This window comes from Deinococcus sp. HSC-46F16, from assembly GCF_024171495.1.
Lineage (GTDB): Bacteria > Deinococcota > Deinococci > Deinococcales > Deinococcaceae > Deinococcus.
This window is the reverse complement of sequence record NZ_JALJZW010000003.1, coordinates 313,166-327,516: the sequence shown is the minus strand read 5'-3', so window position 1 is coordinate 327,516 and position 14,351 is coordinate 313,166. Positions and strand designations below refer to the sequence as shown.

The 14,351-nt window shown below is 72.4% G+C and carries 10 protein-coding genes and 1 riboswitch; of the genes, 4 read left to right on the top strand and 6 right to left on the bottom strand.

Features of this window, described 5'->3' with window-relative positions; genetic code table 11:
• The first annotated feature begins 35 nt into the window (after nt 1–35).
• A complete protein-coding gene (locus L1280_RS08985; protein WP_253581782.1) occupies nt 36–1,124 on the top strand; it encodes a CdaR family transcriptional regulator in 1,089 nt (362 codons plus the stop codon).
• 9 nt (nt 1,125–1,133) lie between these two features.
• Here L1280_RS08985 and L1280_RS08980 read toward each other — a convergent pair whose 3' ends face one another.
• Nucleotides 1,134–3,941 (bottom strand): EAL domain-containing protein, encoded by a 2,808-nt coding sequence (locus L1280_RS08980; protein WP_253581781.1) that lies wholly within the window; start codon nt 3,939–3,941, stop codon nt 1,134–1,136.
• 358 nt (nt 3,942–4,299) lie between these two features.
• Between L1280_RS08980 and L1280_RS08975 the strand changes: the two genes are divergently transcribed.
• From L1280_RS08975 to L1280_RS08965, 3 genes are all read left to right on the top strand, one after another.
• The gene (locus tag L1280_RS08975; RefSeq protein WP_253581780.1) at nt 4,300–5,448 is read left to right on the top strand and encodes an ABC transporter substrate-binding protein; all 1,149 of its coding nucleotides are present in this window, start codon (nt 4,300–4,302) and stop codon (nt 5,446–5,448) included.
• A gap of 116 nt (nt 5,449–5,564) precedes the next feature.
• Entirely contained in the window at nt 5,565–7,037 is a 1,473-nt protein-coding gene (locus L1280_RS08970) for an FAD-binding oxidoreductase (RefSeq protein ID WP_253581779.1), read from the top strand.
• Nucleotides 7,018–8,307, top strand: a complete 1,290-nt coding sequence (locus L1280_RS08965) for an AMP-binding protein (protein ID WP_253581778.1) — start codon at nt 7,018–7,020, stop codon at nt 8,305–8,307. The genes L1280_RS08970 and L1280_RS08965 overlap by 20 nt, the downstream gene beginning before the upstream one ends.
• A 63-nt stretch (nt 8,308–8,370) precedes the next feature.
• On the opposite strand, the gene L1280_RS08960 is transcribed toward L1280_RS08965, so the two are convergent.
• The 5 genes from L1280_RS08960 to L1280_RS08940 form a co-directional block, all read right to left on the bottom strand.
• Complete coding sequence (locus L1280_RS08960; RefSeq protein WP_253581777.1) at nt 8,371–9,645, bottom strand: hypothetical protein; 1,275 nt, start codon at nt 9,643–9,645, stop codon at nt 8,371–8,373.
• Nucleotides 9,646–9,654: 9 nt separating this feature from the next.
• Nucleotides 9,655–9,734: riboswitch (cyclic di-GMP riboswitch) on the bottom strand.
• A 334-nt stretch (nt 9,735–10,068) separates the two neighbouring features.
• Entirely contained in the window at nt 10,069–11,340 is a 1,272-nt protein-coding gene (locus tag L1280_RS08955) for a sugar transferase (RefSeq protein WP_253581851.1), read from the bottom strand.
• 15 nt (nt 11,341–11,355) lie between these two features.
• On the bottom strand, nt 11,356–12,414 hold the full coding sequence (gene galE / locus L1280_RS08950) for a UDP-glucose 4-epimerase GalE (protein WP_253581775.1): 1,059 nt from the start codon (nt 12,412–12,414) through the stop codon (nt 11,356–11,358).
• Between the two features lie 69 nt (nt 12,415–12,483).
• Nucleotides 12,484–13,842, bottom strand: a complete 1,359-nt coding sequence (locus tag L1280_RS08945) for an MATE family efflux transporter (protein WP_253581773.1) — start codon at nt 13,840–13,842, stop codon at nt 12,484–12,486.
• A gap of 59 nt (nt 13,843–13,901) precedes the next feature.
• Complete coding sequence (locus L1280_RS08940; protein WP_371922903.1) at nt 13,902–14,348, bottom strand: MerR family transcriptional regulator; 447 nt, start codon at nt 14,346–14,348, stop codon at nt 13,902–13,904.
• Nucleotides 14,349–14,351 lie beyond the last annotated feature (3 nt).

Below are 14,351 nucleotides of genomic sequence, written 5' to 3'. Positions count from 1 at the left end.
TGAATCTCTCCCCGTTCCGTTGTAGGTTGGGACAAATGCGGGACACCTCGCCCGACCTGCTCGCGCTGCCTGATCTGGCGGCCCTGCTCGGCTCCTTGCGGGAGGCCGTCACCGGGCCTCAACCCGAGCGCGAACTCGTGGCGCGGCTGGCCCGGCTGACGGGCGGGCGGGCCGAGATTCGCGCGAGCTGGGGCGACGTGGTGGCGGTGGCCGGAGAACCCGCCGGGCCGGAGGTGACCCGCCGCCTGAGCTACGGCGACGCGAGCGGCGAGCGGCATGTGGGCAGCCTCAGTCTGGCGGCGGCGCCGGAGTGGGCGCCCCTGGTTCCCGTGGCGGTGGAATATGCGCTGCTGGCGCGGCTCCAGGCGGCGGCAGCGGGCGCGGCGCGGCGACGGGTGGGGGAGAGGACGCTGGACGCCCTGCTCTCAGGCACGGTGCCCCAGGCCCGCCTGCCCGACTCCGAACCCGTCGCCGTGGCGGTGGCGGCCTTCGCCCGGCCCCCCGCGCCCGGCTCGGCCGCCCGGACGGCCCATGCCCACGCCCTCGACGTGCTCGCGGCGGTGGGGGAGGGGTACTTTCTGGAGCGCGGCCTGACCGCCCACTCCACCGTGCGGGGGGACCGGGCGGTGTGGCTGTGGCCGACCCTCGACCTGGCGCGGGAGGCGCGGGACCTGCACGCCGCGCTGCTCGCCAGCACCGCGCAGGATGTGCGGCTCGGCGTCAGTGCCCCGCACCCCGGTCCCCGGCACGCCCGCACCGCCGAGGGAGAGGCGCGGCACGCCCTCGCCGCCACGCGGCAGGCGCGGGGGTCCACGACCTATCACGCGATGGACCCGCTCTATGCCCTGCTCGCGGACGGTTCTTTCGCGCCGCTGCGGGGGCAGGTGCGGTCGCGGCTCGCCGCGCTGGAAGACGGGGGCCGCACCGAGGCCACCCTGCGGGCGTACCTCGCCCACTCGGGGCCGCTGCCCGAGCTGGCCGCGCGGCTGCACGTGCACGTCAACACCCTGCGCTACCGCCTGCGCCGCGCCGAGGAGGTGCTGGGAGGCTCCCTGCGTGACCCCTCGGTGCTGGCCCGGCTGTACCTCGCCTTTGGGGCCGAGGGGGAGGAAGGGACGCCCTAACCTGCACGGTCAGTCGGTGGCGAGCCCCTGCGCGAGCAGCGCCCCAAATGCCTCGGCACTCAGGGGCCGCCCGGTGAGGTAGCCCTGTACCCGATCACAGCCCCGCCCTCGCAGGAAGTCGAGCTGTCCGGGGCGCTCGACCCCCTCGGCGGTGACCTCCAGCTCCAGGGCGTGGGCGAGGTCCATCACGGCCTTGACGAGGGCCTCGTCGCGTCCGGCGGGGACCGGGCTGGCCCCCACCCCGGCCGTAAAGGAGCGGTCGATCTTCAGGCCGTCGATAGGGTACTGCTTGAGATAGGCGAGGTTGGAGTATCCGGTGCCGAAGTCGTCCACGACGACCCGCACGCCCAGGGCCTTGAGGCGCTGCAAGGTCTCGTGCGCCTCCAGCGCGTGCATCAGCATGCTCTCGGTGAGTTCCAGTTCCAGCCGTCCGGGTTCCAGCCCCGACTCGCGCAGCGCCCGCGTCACCGTCTCGGCGAGTTCGGGCTGCTGGAACTGCCGCGCCGAGAGGTTGACCGCCACGCGCAACTCCGGTGCCAGGGCCGCCCACGCGACCGCCTGGGCGCAGGCCTGGCGCAGCACCCACGCCCCGATGGGCACGATCAGGCCCGTCACTTCCGCGAGCGGGATGAACTCGGCGGGGGACACCAGCCCCAGCTCGGGGTGCTCCCAGCGCACCAACGCCTCCACCCCGGTCAGGCGTCCGGTGTGCGGCTCCAGTTGCGGCTGGTAGTGCAGGACGAATTCCCCGCGCTCCAGGGCACGGTTCAGGGCCGTCTCCAGCGTCATCGCGGCGAGGCGTTCCTCGCCCTCCGGGGTGTACAGGGCGTAGCCGCCGCCCCGGCGCTTGGCCTGATACATGGCGGTGTCAGCCTGCTGAAGAAGCTGTTCGACCACCGTTCCCGCCTGCGGAAAGATGCTGAAGCCGATGCTGGGCCGCACGAACACCTCCCGCTCGGCGAGGAGGAAGGGCTGGCGAAAGGTCTGGATCAGGCGCTCGGCGGCCCGCCCCACGTCGGCGGGGGTGGCCGCCGCGCCCAGCACCAGCAGGAACTCGTCGCCGCCCATGCGGGCCAGGGTGTCGCGCGGCCCCAGCGCCGCCCGCAGCCGCGCCGCGACCTGTTGCAGCAGGGCGTCCCCGACGCTGTGGCCCAGGGTGTCGTTGATCAGCTTGAAGCGGTCAAGGTCCATCAGGCCGACCGCCACGGGTTGCCCGTCTGCCCGCGCCTGGGCCAGGGTGCGCTGGAGTTCGCGCTCGAACAGCACCCGGTTGGGCAGGCTGGTCAGGGCGTCGTACAGGGCGTGGCGTTCCAGCGCCCGGTGGGCCTCGTAGCGCTCGATCACCAGCGCGGCGAGCTGCGCTCCTGCGCCAAGCTGCGCCCGCTCGTCCGCGTTGGGCTCTCCCGGACGGCGCCCCCGCAGCAGCAGGGTGCCCAGCCGCCGCCCCTCGGCGCCGGTCACGGGGTGCTGCCAGACGGAGGGGGCACCGCCTTCCTCGCCCTCCGGCGCGGCCAGAAGCTGTGCCCAGCCGTCGCGGTCCTGGTCGGCATCCCCCCGCGCGGTGTAGACCTCGGGCGGCTCGCCGGGCAGCACCAGGGCGGCGCGGCGGCCCGCGAACTGCCGCTCCAGGGTGCCCGAGAGCCGGGCGAGCACCTGCGAGAGGGGCGCGTTGCGGGCGGCGAGTTCCAGCACCTGTGCCCGCTCGCGGTCGAGGTGTTCGGCAAACTGCTTGCGCTCGGTGATGTCGCGCTGAATCGAAATCCAGTGGGTGTACCATCCGGTCTCGTCGGCGACGGGCGCGATGGACAGCTCCACCCAGAACTCCGAGCCGTCCTTGCGGTAGTTCACCACCTCGACGACCACGCTCTCCCAGCGCTTCAGGGCACGCCGGATCTTGTCGAGCGCCCGGCGGTCGGTGCGCGGCCCCTGGAGAAGACGCGGGGTCCCGCCCAGCACTTCCTCGGCCGCGTAGCCGGTCGTGCGGGTAAAGGCGGCGTTCGCATACACGATGCGCGGGCCGGGCAGATCGACGGGTTCGGCCTCGGTGATCAGCACGGCGTCGTTGGCGTGCGCGAGCACCGATTCGAGCAGGGCGAGCTGCCGCCGGGTGTGGTGCCGCCCGCTCTCCTCCGGGGTGGTGCGCTGCGCGGTCCCCACCAATCCCCCCGGCACGGGCGAGGCCGTCAGGGTCACCTCGACCGGCTCGCCGTCAGGCTGCGGCAGGTGCAGAAGCTGCGGCGCGATGCTGCCCTGCCCCCGCGACGCCGAGCGCCGCAGGGCCGCAAAGGCCTGGCCCAGCGCCGTGTCCTCCACCCCCCGGCCCAGCACCTCGCTGCCGCTGACCCCCAGGGTCTGCTCGGCCGCCGCGTTCCAGTGCTTGACCAGCCCCTCCAGCGTCAGCGCGTACACCGCCAGCGGCGCTTCCTGCACGACGGCCCGGAGCTGCTCGTGGGCCGAACGCAACTCGGCCTGCTCGGCGTGCAGCGCGAGTTCCTCCAGCAAGCAGGCCACGAAGGGGTGAGGCCCGTCCTCCCCCGCCCCGGCGGGCGGCCGCGCCGCCGACCAGAAGGCCAGGGTGCCCCGCAGGTCCTCTCGCCGGAAGGTCAGCGTGCCCGTCGGCGCGTCGTCCGCTTCCCCGGACAGTGGCGCGGGCCAGCCCCCCTGCCAGACCGGCGCCCCGCCCTCCCCGGACAGGGTGAGCGTGACCGCCCGCGCCTCGGTGAGCCGGGCGTACAGGTACAGCAGCGGCCTGAACGCGCCCTCGGGCAGCGCGGCGGGCAGGGAAGGAGCAGGAGCGGGGGGCAGGGGAGAGGACAAGACGGACCTCGGGGCCGGGCGGGGACAGTGGGGAGGTAGACGGGCGGCCACGGGGCCGGGTGAACCGGATTAGGACATGGACAGGCTTGCAGAAGCCTTACTCGTCTGGGGGAACTGGGGGGGAGGCCCGGGCGTGGAGGGGTCCCCGTCGTATGGTTCGGGCGCAGTTCGGGCCGCTCTTTCCATCCTCAGGCGGCGGACCCCTGGCCCGGCCGCGCCCCACCTCCCAGATTCAGAGGGGTAGCCCTGCCGCGGAGGGCTCGGCCCCGGCCACCTTCTGCTAAGCTTCATGAAACCAACCCCAAATGAAGTTTCCGCCCGGTCTTGCCGGGGTGTCCCCCCGCTGTGGAGGTTTCCTATGAAGCGACCCGCCCGCCTGCTCGTGACCGCTGCCCTGCTGGCCTCCTCGTCCCTCGCCGCCGCCGAGATCCGGGTGGGCGTGATCGTGTCCTCGACTGGCCCGGCCGCCAGCCTGGGGATTCCCGAGAAGAACACGGTCGCCCTGCTGCCCCAGACCATCGGCGGGCAGAAGGTGACCTACACGGTTCTCGACGACGCCTCCGACACCACCGCCGCTGTCACCGCCACCCGCAAGCTGATTCAGGACAACAAGGTGGACGTGATTATCGGCACGACGACCACGCCCGCCAGCCTCGCCATGATCGACGTGGTGGCCGAGGCGCGGGTGCCCATGATCAGCCTCGCCGCGTCCGAGGCGATCATCAAGCCGGTGGACGCGCGGCGGCGCTGGGTGTTCAAGACCCCGCAGACCGACGCGATCATGGCCAACGCCATCGTGGCGCACATGGCGCAAAACCGCATCAAGACGGTCGGGTACATCGGCTTCAACGACGCCTACGGCGAGGGCTGGCTGTCTGAGCTTCAGCGGGCGGCAGCGGCCCGGAACATCCGGGTGGTCGCGGTCGAGAAGTACAACCGCGCCGACACCAGCGTCACCGGCCAGATTCTCAAGATCGTGGCCGCGCGGCCCGACGCCGTGCTTGTCGGGGCCTCCGGCGTGCCCGCCGTGCTGCCGCAAAAGACCCTGAACGACCGGGGCTACGCGGGCAAGATCTACCAGACCCACGGGGTCGCCAACGCCGACTTCCTGCGGGTGGGCGGCAAGGACGTGGAGGGCGCGATCCTGCCCGCCGGACCCGTGCTGGTGGCCGATCAGCTCCCGAGCACCAATCCCACCCAGCGCGTGGGCCTCGCCTACACCCAGGCTTACGAGCGGCGCTTCGGCCAAAACTCGGTGAGCACCTTCGGGGCGCACATGTGGGACGCGGGCCTGATCCTGCAAAAGGCGATTCCGGCCGCCCTGAAAAAGGCCAAGCCCGGCACCCCGCAGTTCCGCTCGGCGCTGCGTGACGCCCTCGAGGGCACCCGCAACGTGATCGGGGCGCACGGCATCTTCAACATGAGTGCGACCGACCACCTCGGCCTCGACGCCCGCAGCCGGGTGATGGTGCAGGTCGTGAACGGCACGTGGAAGATGATCAAGTAATACAGATTCGGGTTGAACAGTTTTTGTCACTGTTCAACCCGAGCGAAGCGAGAAGGAACGGAACGGTTGCCGGGAAAGGAGTTCTTCCCTCGGCGCTCTCCTGAGGGGAGAACGGATTGGACGGAAACCGTAGAACAGGCTGGGGAGAGGCGCTGAGGTCACGGCTAGGCGGGCGCGTCAGCCTCGCCCCCGGTGACCGCAGCGCTCACGCCCGTGACGAGGGCACGCCGCTGACCTGTGTGCCCGGCGCGGTGGTGGGCGCCCGCTCGGAAGGGGACGTGCTGGAAACGCTGGCGGTCGCCCGCGAGTGGCGCGTGCCCGTCACCCCCTGGGGCGCGGGCACCAGCCTGGAGGGGGCGGTGCTGCCGGTGCCGGGGGCGATCTCGCTGGACCTGGGCGGCCTGGACGCGGTGGGCGAGCCGGACCCCGTGGGCTTCACCGTCACCGTGGGGCCGGGGGTGCGGCGCCTGAGCTTGAACCGCCGCCTGCGTCCGCACGGCCTCTTCTTTCCGGTGGACCCCGGCGCGGACGCCTCGCTGGGCGGGATGGCGGCCACCAACGCGAGCGGCACGACCACCGTGCGCTACGGCGGAATGCGCGAGAACGTCGCGGCCCTGCGGGTGGCGCTGGCGGATGGCCGGGTGCTGACGCTGGGCAACGCGGCCCGCAAGAGCAGCAGCGGTTACGCGCTCAAACAACTGTTTATCGGCTCGGAGGGGACGCTGGGGGTCATCACCGCCCTCACCTTGCGGCTGCACCCCCTGCCGCCCATGACCGCCAGCGTGCAACTTGCCTTCGGGGACGTGGAGGGGGCCGTCGCCGCCAGCGTGACCGTGCGCGGCCTGGGCCTGAGCCCCGAGCGGCTGGAATTCGTGGACGCCGCGACGGTGGCCGCCGTGAACCGCCACCGCGCCCGCCACGACCCGGAGGCCCCGACCCTCTGGGTGGAGGTGGCGGGCCGGGACCACGCCGATCTGGACGCGGGGCTCGCCCTGCTGCGCGAGGCCGCCTCCCTGCACGGCGGCACCCTGGTCGGCGAGGCCCGCACCCCGGAAGCGCAGACCGAGCTGTGGGCGGCCCGCCACGGCGTGTATGACGCGCTGCGGGCGGCCTGGCCCGGTCACGCGACCCGCATCGGGGACGTGTGCGTGCCCCTCTCGGCCCTGGCGAGAACGGTGGCGCTGGCTGGGCAGGTGCTGGACGAGCAGGGCCTGACCGCGCCCCTCGTGGGCCATATCGGGGACGGCAACCTGCACCTCCTGATGCACGCCCCTCCCGACGACGCGGACGCCTGGACCCGGATTGACCACGTCCTGCATGCCCTCGCCGCGCACGCCGTCGCGGTGGGGGGCACCTGCACGGGCGAGCATGGGGTGGGGCTGCGCAAGCGGGCGTATCTGCGTTCGGAACACGGGGACGCGCTGGACGTGATGCGGGAGGTGAAGGCTATGCTGGACCCGCTGAACCTGCTGAATCCCGGCAAGGTGGTGGGCGACCCGGCCCTCCTCCCCGCCTCTCCCGTTTCCGATCACGGCGCGGCCGACGGCACCGCTGCCGACTGGAGGCCCGATGTTCCAGCCCGACCGTGAGGGCATGCCCCTCCCCGACCTCCGCGCCCTGCAACTCGCCCGCCTTCAGGCCACCGCCGCCCGCATGGACGAGCGGGTGCCCGCCCACCGCGCCCGCTTCGGGGCGGCGGGGGTCACCCCGAACGACCTGCGGACCCTGGAAGACCTCGCCCGTTTTCCGCTGACCCGCAAGAGCGACCTGCGCGACCACTACCCCCTGGGCCTGAGCGCCGTGCCCCGCCACGAATTGCGCCGCCTGCACGCCAGCAGCGGCACGACGGGCAAGCCCACCGTGGTCGCCTACGACGAGAACGACCTCGCGGTGTTCGCGGAGGTCGTGGCCCGCTCGCTCTACGCGGCGGGGGCGCGGCCGGGCATGACCTTCCACAACGCCTACGGCTACGGCCTGTTTACCGGGGGCCTGGGGCTGCACGGCGGCGCCGAGCGCCTGGGCCTCTGTACCGTCCCCGTCTCCGGCGGCGGCACCGAGCGGCAGGTCAACCTGATCCTCGACCTGGGGCCCGAGGTGATCGCCTGCACGCCGAGCTACGCCCTGGTCCTCGCGGACGAGTTCACCCGCCGGGGGGTACGGCCGGAGGACACCTCGCTGCGTTACGCGGTCCTGGGCGCCGAGCCCTGGACGGAAAAGACCCGCCGTGAGGTCGAGGCCCGGCTGGGCGTCACGGCGACCAACATCTACGGTCTTTCTGAGATCATCGGCCCCGGCGTCTCCAACGAGGACGCGGCCGAGCAGCGCGGCAGCTACCTCTGGGAAGACCACTTCTACCCCGAGATCGTCGACCCCGAGACGGGCGGAGTGCTGCCCGACGGTGAGTGGGGCGTGCTGGTGCTGTCTTCCATCAGCCGCACCGCCCTGCCCATGCTGCGCTACTGGACGGGCGACATCACCCGCCTGCTGCCGGAGGCCACCGAACCCAACGCCACCGGGCGCACGGTGCGCCGCATGGACTCCATCCGGGGCCGCGCGGACGACCTGATCATCCTGCGGGGGGTCAACGTGTACCCCACCCAACTGGAAGCCGTGCTGGTCGGGATGGGTCAGGTCAGTCCCCACTACCACGTGGTCCTGACCCGCACCGGCACCCGCGACGACCTGTTGCTGCGGGTGGAGGCGGGCGAGGAAACCGCTGGCCTGCGGAGCGAGATCGAGCGGCTGGTCAAGGTGCAGGTCGGCGTGACCGTGCGCTGCGAGCTGTGCGTGCCCGGCTCTCTGCCCCGCAGCGAGGGCGGCAAGCTGCGCCGGGTGACGGACCTGCGCGGGGAAGGGTAGGCCGGAAGCATAGACGAGGCCCCCTCCCGGATGTGGAGGGGGCCTTCGCCGTGCCGCGCAGGGTCAGTTCACCTCGTACCACTGGGCGGTCAGGGGCGTCAGGCTGCCGCTGACGGCTCCGGCCTTGAGGGTCAGGCTCTTGGCCCGGCCCGCGAAGAGGGGGGTCAGGGTGCTGGCCCCGCCGGGCACGGTGATCTTGACGGTCTGGGTGCGGGTCTCGTTGAGGCTCAGGACCTGGAGGTAACGGCGGCCCCCGTGGCTCCACAGGGTCGCGCGGGCCTCGTTCAGGTTGCCGGTCAGCGCGAGCGTCTGCCGCTGGCCGTTGAGCAGCACGGGGGCGAGCAGCTTGACCTCGGCGGCGAGCTTTTTCAGCTCGGTGCGCAGGCCCGTGTAGGTCGCCAGATCGTTGGCGTTGTCGAGGTAGGTGTAGTACAGGATGCCCTTGACGCCCGCGCCGAGCGCCTGGTTGGTCATCGAGTTCAGCTCGGTGGCGGTGGGGTAGCGCCCGCCCGGCCAGCGGAAGCTCTGGAGGTTGGCGATGGGCAGGGTGCCCGTGCGGCTCGCCTCGGCCACCAGCCGCTGCATGACCGGGTACACCACCGCGAGCGAGTCGCCGTAGCCTGCAGGCCCCACCGGGTAGGACTGGTTGCCCACCGCGTCGGCCCGCCCGAAGAACTCGGGGTGGCTGTTGGAGTACGAGATCGCCATGCTGGTGTACGTGAGGTGGTGGGGGTCGAGCGCCTTGGTCTTCAGGTGCCGCCGCTCCAGCTCCTCGGGGGTGATGCGGGCGTTGCAGTCGTCGGCGATCATCCAGCCCAGGGTGGCGGGGTGCGTCTTGAAGGTGTTGATCGAAATGTCCCCGAAGTCCTCCACAAGGAGCTTCATGCCGCGCCCCTGCGCCGCGTCGAGCAGTTGCCCGAACTGCGGGATGTCCCCCTCGGGGTCGAACATCGTCACGTTCATGGTGTTGAAGCCCAGGTCGGCCACGGCGTGCATGTCGCGCAGCCGCTTTTGCACCTGCACGCTCTTTTCGGCGGCCCACGACACGTGGTAAAAGCCCATCGGGAACATGGGCTGCTCGCCCACGAGCAGCGTGCCGTCGGGACGCACGCTCGCCGCGCCGACGGGCGCCGGATTCAGGCTGAGCGCTTCGAGCGCGGCCGTCGCGGCGGCGGCCTCCTGCTCGGTGGCGACGCCCTCGGCCACGGGGCCAGTCTGGGGAGCGGCGGTGTCCTGGGGAGCCTGCGGGGCCGGGAGGACTGGGGCGGTCGGCTTGGGCGCCGAGCAGGCCGCGAGAAACAGGGTCAGGGCGCAGGCCAGGGGAACAAATTTCTGCATGATTCTTCCTTCGGTGACCCGGCTGACTTCGGCAGGGAAGTCCCGTGGTTTTGCGTCCCCCCCTCGCGAGGGGTTTGCCTTTGTCGAGAAGACGTAGGGGTGATGTGCCTGACGCCGAGGGCCGACCACTCCGGGTCCGGGCGCCTTCAGCTCAAGAACAGGTTAAGACCTGCCTCTGACAAAATCGGCACAGTTGGCCGTCCGCGCTGCGGAGAAGTTCACACCGCCCCCGGGCCGCGGTCCGGTCCCTCGCGCGCTTGCCCGGTTTCGACGCCTCCGTTGGCCTGTGGGGCGTGCTCCTCCCCCATCCCCCAGACGGCCCGCCGCGCTGGACCGAACGCGGCGGGCCGTCTGGGGGATGGGGGAGGCTCTGGCCTGTCTGGGGCGTTCCCAGGCGGCGTAGCCACGCCGCCAAGCGCTGGCTCAGCGGGCGCCGAAGCCGGTCAGGACCGTCAGGATGGTTTTCCAGACGATCAGCAGGTCGAGTTGCGGCGAGAGGTGCTTGACGTAGTAGAAGTCGTATTGCAATTTCTCGTGAAGTTGGTCCACGCTGTCGGTGTAGCCCTGGGTGACCTGTGCCCAGCCGGTGATGCCGGGACGGACCCAGTGCCGGGTGGCGTACAGCGGAATGCTTTCCTCGAGGTCGGCGGCGAAGGCGAACTGCTCGGGCCGGGGGCCGATAATGCTCATCTCGCCGCGCAGCACGTTGTAAAACTGCGGCAACTCGTCGAGCCGGAACTTGCGCAGGAAGGCCCCGCCCGGAATGATGCGGGCGTCGCCCTGCCGGGCGAAGGCCGCGCCGCCGCGCTCGGAGTCGCGGGTCATCGTGCGGAACTTGACCAGCCGGAAGGGTCTACCCCCCAGCCCGATCCGCTCCTGCCAGAACAGCACCGGTCGCCCGCCGCTCGCCAGCACGACGAGGGCCACCGCGCCCATCAGCGGCAGCAGCACGGGCAGCAGCAGGGTCACGGCCACGTCCAGCGCCCGCTTGACCGGCATGTAGCCCGACTGGAAGCGTTCGGCGTCCAGCCAGTCGCGCTCCACGAGGTCGAGCGACACCCGCCCGGTCAGCACCTCCGCGAGCAGCTCGCGCGAGTACAGCGGCACCCCGGTCACGCGGGCATGCTCCAGCAGCCGGGCATGCTCGGCCGGGACAGGCTGACGGTGCCCCACGACCAGACCGCCCAGGCCGCGCAGCACGTCGGGTTCGTGCGGGGCGACGGGCTGGTAGGTCAGGCGGGGATGCGGCGGGGGAGGCGGGGCCTCCGGGGTGCTGAGCAGCCCCAGCCGCAGCGGGGGCAGGCGGTCACGCCAGACCAGTTCCAGCACGGCCAGCGCGAGCCACAAGGCCGCGGCGGGCAGCAGCGTTCCCAGCAGGTCGGTCCAGCCCAGGGCCAGCGCGAGGGCGGCCACGATGCCCGCGCCCCACAGCGGCGGGGCCACCACGGGCCAGCGCGGCGGCAGGGGCGAGCGCCGCCCTCCTCCTCCCCGTCCCAGGCGCAGCGCGAGCACGGCGGCGATCACCCACAGCCACAGGGCGCTGCGCCCCAGTTCGGGCGGGGTGCCCCGCGTGTCCAGCCCGTACCACAGCAGCAGCCCCGCCGCTACGGGCGCGGCGTAGCGCAGCAGCCGCAGCCGCCGCCGAATCGGCGGATCGGCAGGCAGGTGGGCAGGCCGGGCACGGACCTCTTGCATAGCCGCCACGCCAAGCTATCCGAGGTCCGCCCGGACAGCCGGGCCACGGCCCAGCCCCAGGCGCTCTGGCCGCACGGCTTCCCAGGCGAGGGCCGAGGCCAACGCCTCGGCGGTCGTGTGCCGGGGCGCCCAGCCCAACAGCTCGCGGGCGCGGGTGATGTCGGCGTAGGCCCCGGCGCTGTCGCCCGCGCGGCGCGGTCCCTCCCGCACGGTGAGGGGGGTGGGGGAGACCTCCTGAAAGGCGGTCACCAGTTCCCGCACGGTCACGCCCTGCCCGGTCCCCACGTTGATTGTCAGGAAGCCGCGCGGGTCCAGCCCGTCCCCGGCCGCCCGCCCGAAGGCGGCGTCGAAACGCTCCAGCGCCGCCACATGCGCCAGCGCGAGGTCCCAGACATGCACGTAGTCCCGCAGGCCGGTGCCGTCGCGGGTGGCGTAGTCGGTTCCGGTGATCTCGAAGGCCGCCTGCCGCCCCTGCGACGCCGCCACCAGCCGCCCCAGGATATGCGACGGCTCGGCGAGGTACGGCCCGGTGCGCAACAGGGGGTCGGCCCCCAGCGGATTGAAGTACCGCAGCGCGACGGCGCGCAGGCCACTGCCGGGGGCCGCGCAGAGGTCTTCCAGCATCTCCTCGGTCATGCGCTTGGAGCGGGCGTAAGGGCTCAGGGGCCGCAGCGGGCTGGCTTCCGTCACCCGGAAGTCGGGCGGCGAGGCATAGATGCTGGCACTGGAGCTGAACACCACCCGCGTCTGTCCCAGAGATTGCAGCGTCTCAAACAGGCTCAGGCTGGCGACCACGTTCTCGCGGTAGTAGCGGGCCGGATTCGCCACCGACTCGGGCACCACGATCAGCGCCGCGAAATGCAGCGTGGCGGCGATCTCGGGATGCTCCCGGAAGATGCGGCGCACGAGGTCCGCGTCGGCCACGTCTCCCCGGTAGAAAGCCCGCCCCCGCGTGAAGGCCTCCGGTCCCGTCACCAGCGAGTCCAGCACGATGGGAGTGTGCCCCGCGTCCTCCAGGGCCGAACAGACCGTGCTGCCGATATATCCGGCGCCGCCGGTCACCAGAACTTTCATGAGGAGCATGATACGCGCGCAAACCTGACGGAGTTCTTGACGCCGGGCCGTCCATACACCCCGCCGTCTTCACACTTGCCGCGCCACCGACCCACTCCGCCACAGGAAGCGCTGCAGCAGCGCCGCCGCCGCCGTGCTCAGCCCCGCCGTCAGCCCGAACCACAGTCCCCGCGGCCCCAGCCCCAGGCCAAAGGCGAGCAGCGACCCGACCCCCAGCCCCACCCCCCAGTAGGAGGCGAGCGAGATCAGCAGCGGCACGCGGGTGTCCTGCAGGCCGCGCAGCGCCGCGTTCGCGGTGACCTGCACCCCGTCCACCGTCTGAAAGAGCGCGGCGATGGCCAGGAGGCTCGCGCCGGTCGCCAGCAGGGCCGCGTTCGCCGGATCGCCCGCGTTCACGAACACCCCCAGCACCAGCCGGGGGGCCAGCAGCTCCAGCGCGGCGAAGCCCAGCATCACGCCCGCGGCCAGCCCGATGCCCGTCAGCCCGGCGCGGCGCACCCGGTCCGCCTCGCCGCCGCCCGCCGCCTGCGCCACCCGGATGCCCGTGGCGGTGGACAGCCCCAGCGGCACCATGAAGACCGCCGTGATGACCTGGAGGGCCACGTTGTGCGCCGCGAGCGCCTCGGCCCCGAAGCGGGCCATCAGGAGCGAAGTCACGCTGAACATGCCCCCCTCGGCCCCCAGGGTCAGGCCGATGGGCCAGCCCAGGCGCAGCAGCGCCCCCACCTCCGGCCCCACCCGGCCTCCCGGCACGGCGGGAAAGCGGCGCAGCGCCACCGGCAACAGCGTCAGCGCCATCGCCCAAGCGGTCACGGCACTCGCGGCGGCGGCTCCCGGCAGCCCCAGCGCGGGCAGCGGCCCCCACCCGAAGGCGAGCGCGGGACTCAGGAAGGCGACCACCACCACCCCGCCCAGCGCCGTCACCGTGACCAGACGGGGCTGCCCGGTCCCCTCCAGCGCCCCCCGCAGGGCCACGAAGGCGAGCACCGGGAGCATTCCCAACGCATACAGCCGCAGGTAACTCGCCGCGAGGTCGCCGCGCACACCCTCCGGCGCGAGGCCGGGCAGAAGCGCCGCAATGCCCCACATCAGCGGCAAGGCCACTGCCGTCAGGCCCAGGGCCAGCCGTAGTCCCCCGCGCAGGGCGAGTGCCACCCCGGCCGGGTCGCCCCGGCCATGCGCCTGCGCCGCCCGTGGCCCCACCGCCAGCATGATGCCGCTCAGGATCAGAAACAGCAGGTAATAGGTCGCGTTCGCGTAGGCCGCCGCCGCGAGTTCCGGGGTACCCAGCCGCCCGATCACCGCCGTGGAAATCAGCGTGAGGGCATTGGCCGCGAACTGCGACACGATGACCGGCCCCGCCAGCCGCACCAGGGGGCCGAGTTCGCTTGTGCGGGGGGACGGGGGAGAGGCCGGGCCGGAAGTCACCGGGAGAGTGTAGGCCCTCCCGGTGCCGAGGCCTCCCCGTCTAAGCCACTCGGCTGAGCCTAGTCCTCCCCGTCCAGTGCCTCCGGGTCCAGCGGCTCCACCTCGCCCCCGGTGAAGCGCTTGGTCAGCCAGCGGTCGAAGCGGGCCAGGCCCTCGGCCTGCCGGGCATAGGCCTCCTGCAAGAGGCGCAACCGGGCGTGAATGACCCGCAACTGCTCGTCCGAGAGGGGAATGTCGGCGCGGGTCCAGTCGCGGCGGTAGGTGCCGTCCAGGGTGTGGGTGGCGCGGCGCAGGGTCACCATGTCGCGGGCCTCGTCGAGCGGCACCCCCAGCGCCCGCAGGTCCAGCACGTCACGCAAGAGCCGCAGCGCGTAGGGGCCATAGAGCGCCCGCCCAGAGGCTGTGACCTGATCGGGCGTCAGCAGCCCGAGGTCGGCATAGTGCATGACCGTGCGCCGGGTCACGCCCGCCTCCCGCGCGAGTTCGGCGGTCGTGTAGAAGGTCAACGG

Coding starts and splice junctions, on each gene's coding strand:
- L1280_RS08985 (WP_253581782.1), top strand. CDS start 36: ATGCGGGACACCTCGCCCGACCTGCTCGCGCTGCCTGATCTGGCGGCC.
- L1280_RS08975 (WP_253581780.1), top strand. CDS start 4,300: ATGAAGCGACCCGCCCGCCTGCTCGTGACCGCTGCCCTGCTGGCCTCC.
- L1280_RS08965 (WP_253581778.1), top strand. CDS start 7,018: ATGTTCCAGCCCGACCGTGAGGGCATGCCCCTCCCCGACCTCCGCGCC.
- L1280_RS08960 (WP_253581777.1), bottom strand. CDS start 9,645: ATGCAGAAATTTGTTCCCCTGGCCTGCGCCCTGACCCTGTTTCTCGCG.
- L1280_RS08955 (WP_253581851.1), bottom strand. CDS start 11,340: ATGCAAGAGGTCCGTGCCCGGCCTGCCCACCTGCCTGCCGATCCGCCG.
- galE (WP_253581775.1), bottom strand. CDS start 12,414: ATGAAAGTTCTGGTGACCGGCGGCGCCGGATATATCGGCAGCACGGTC.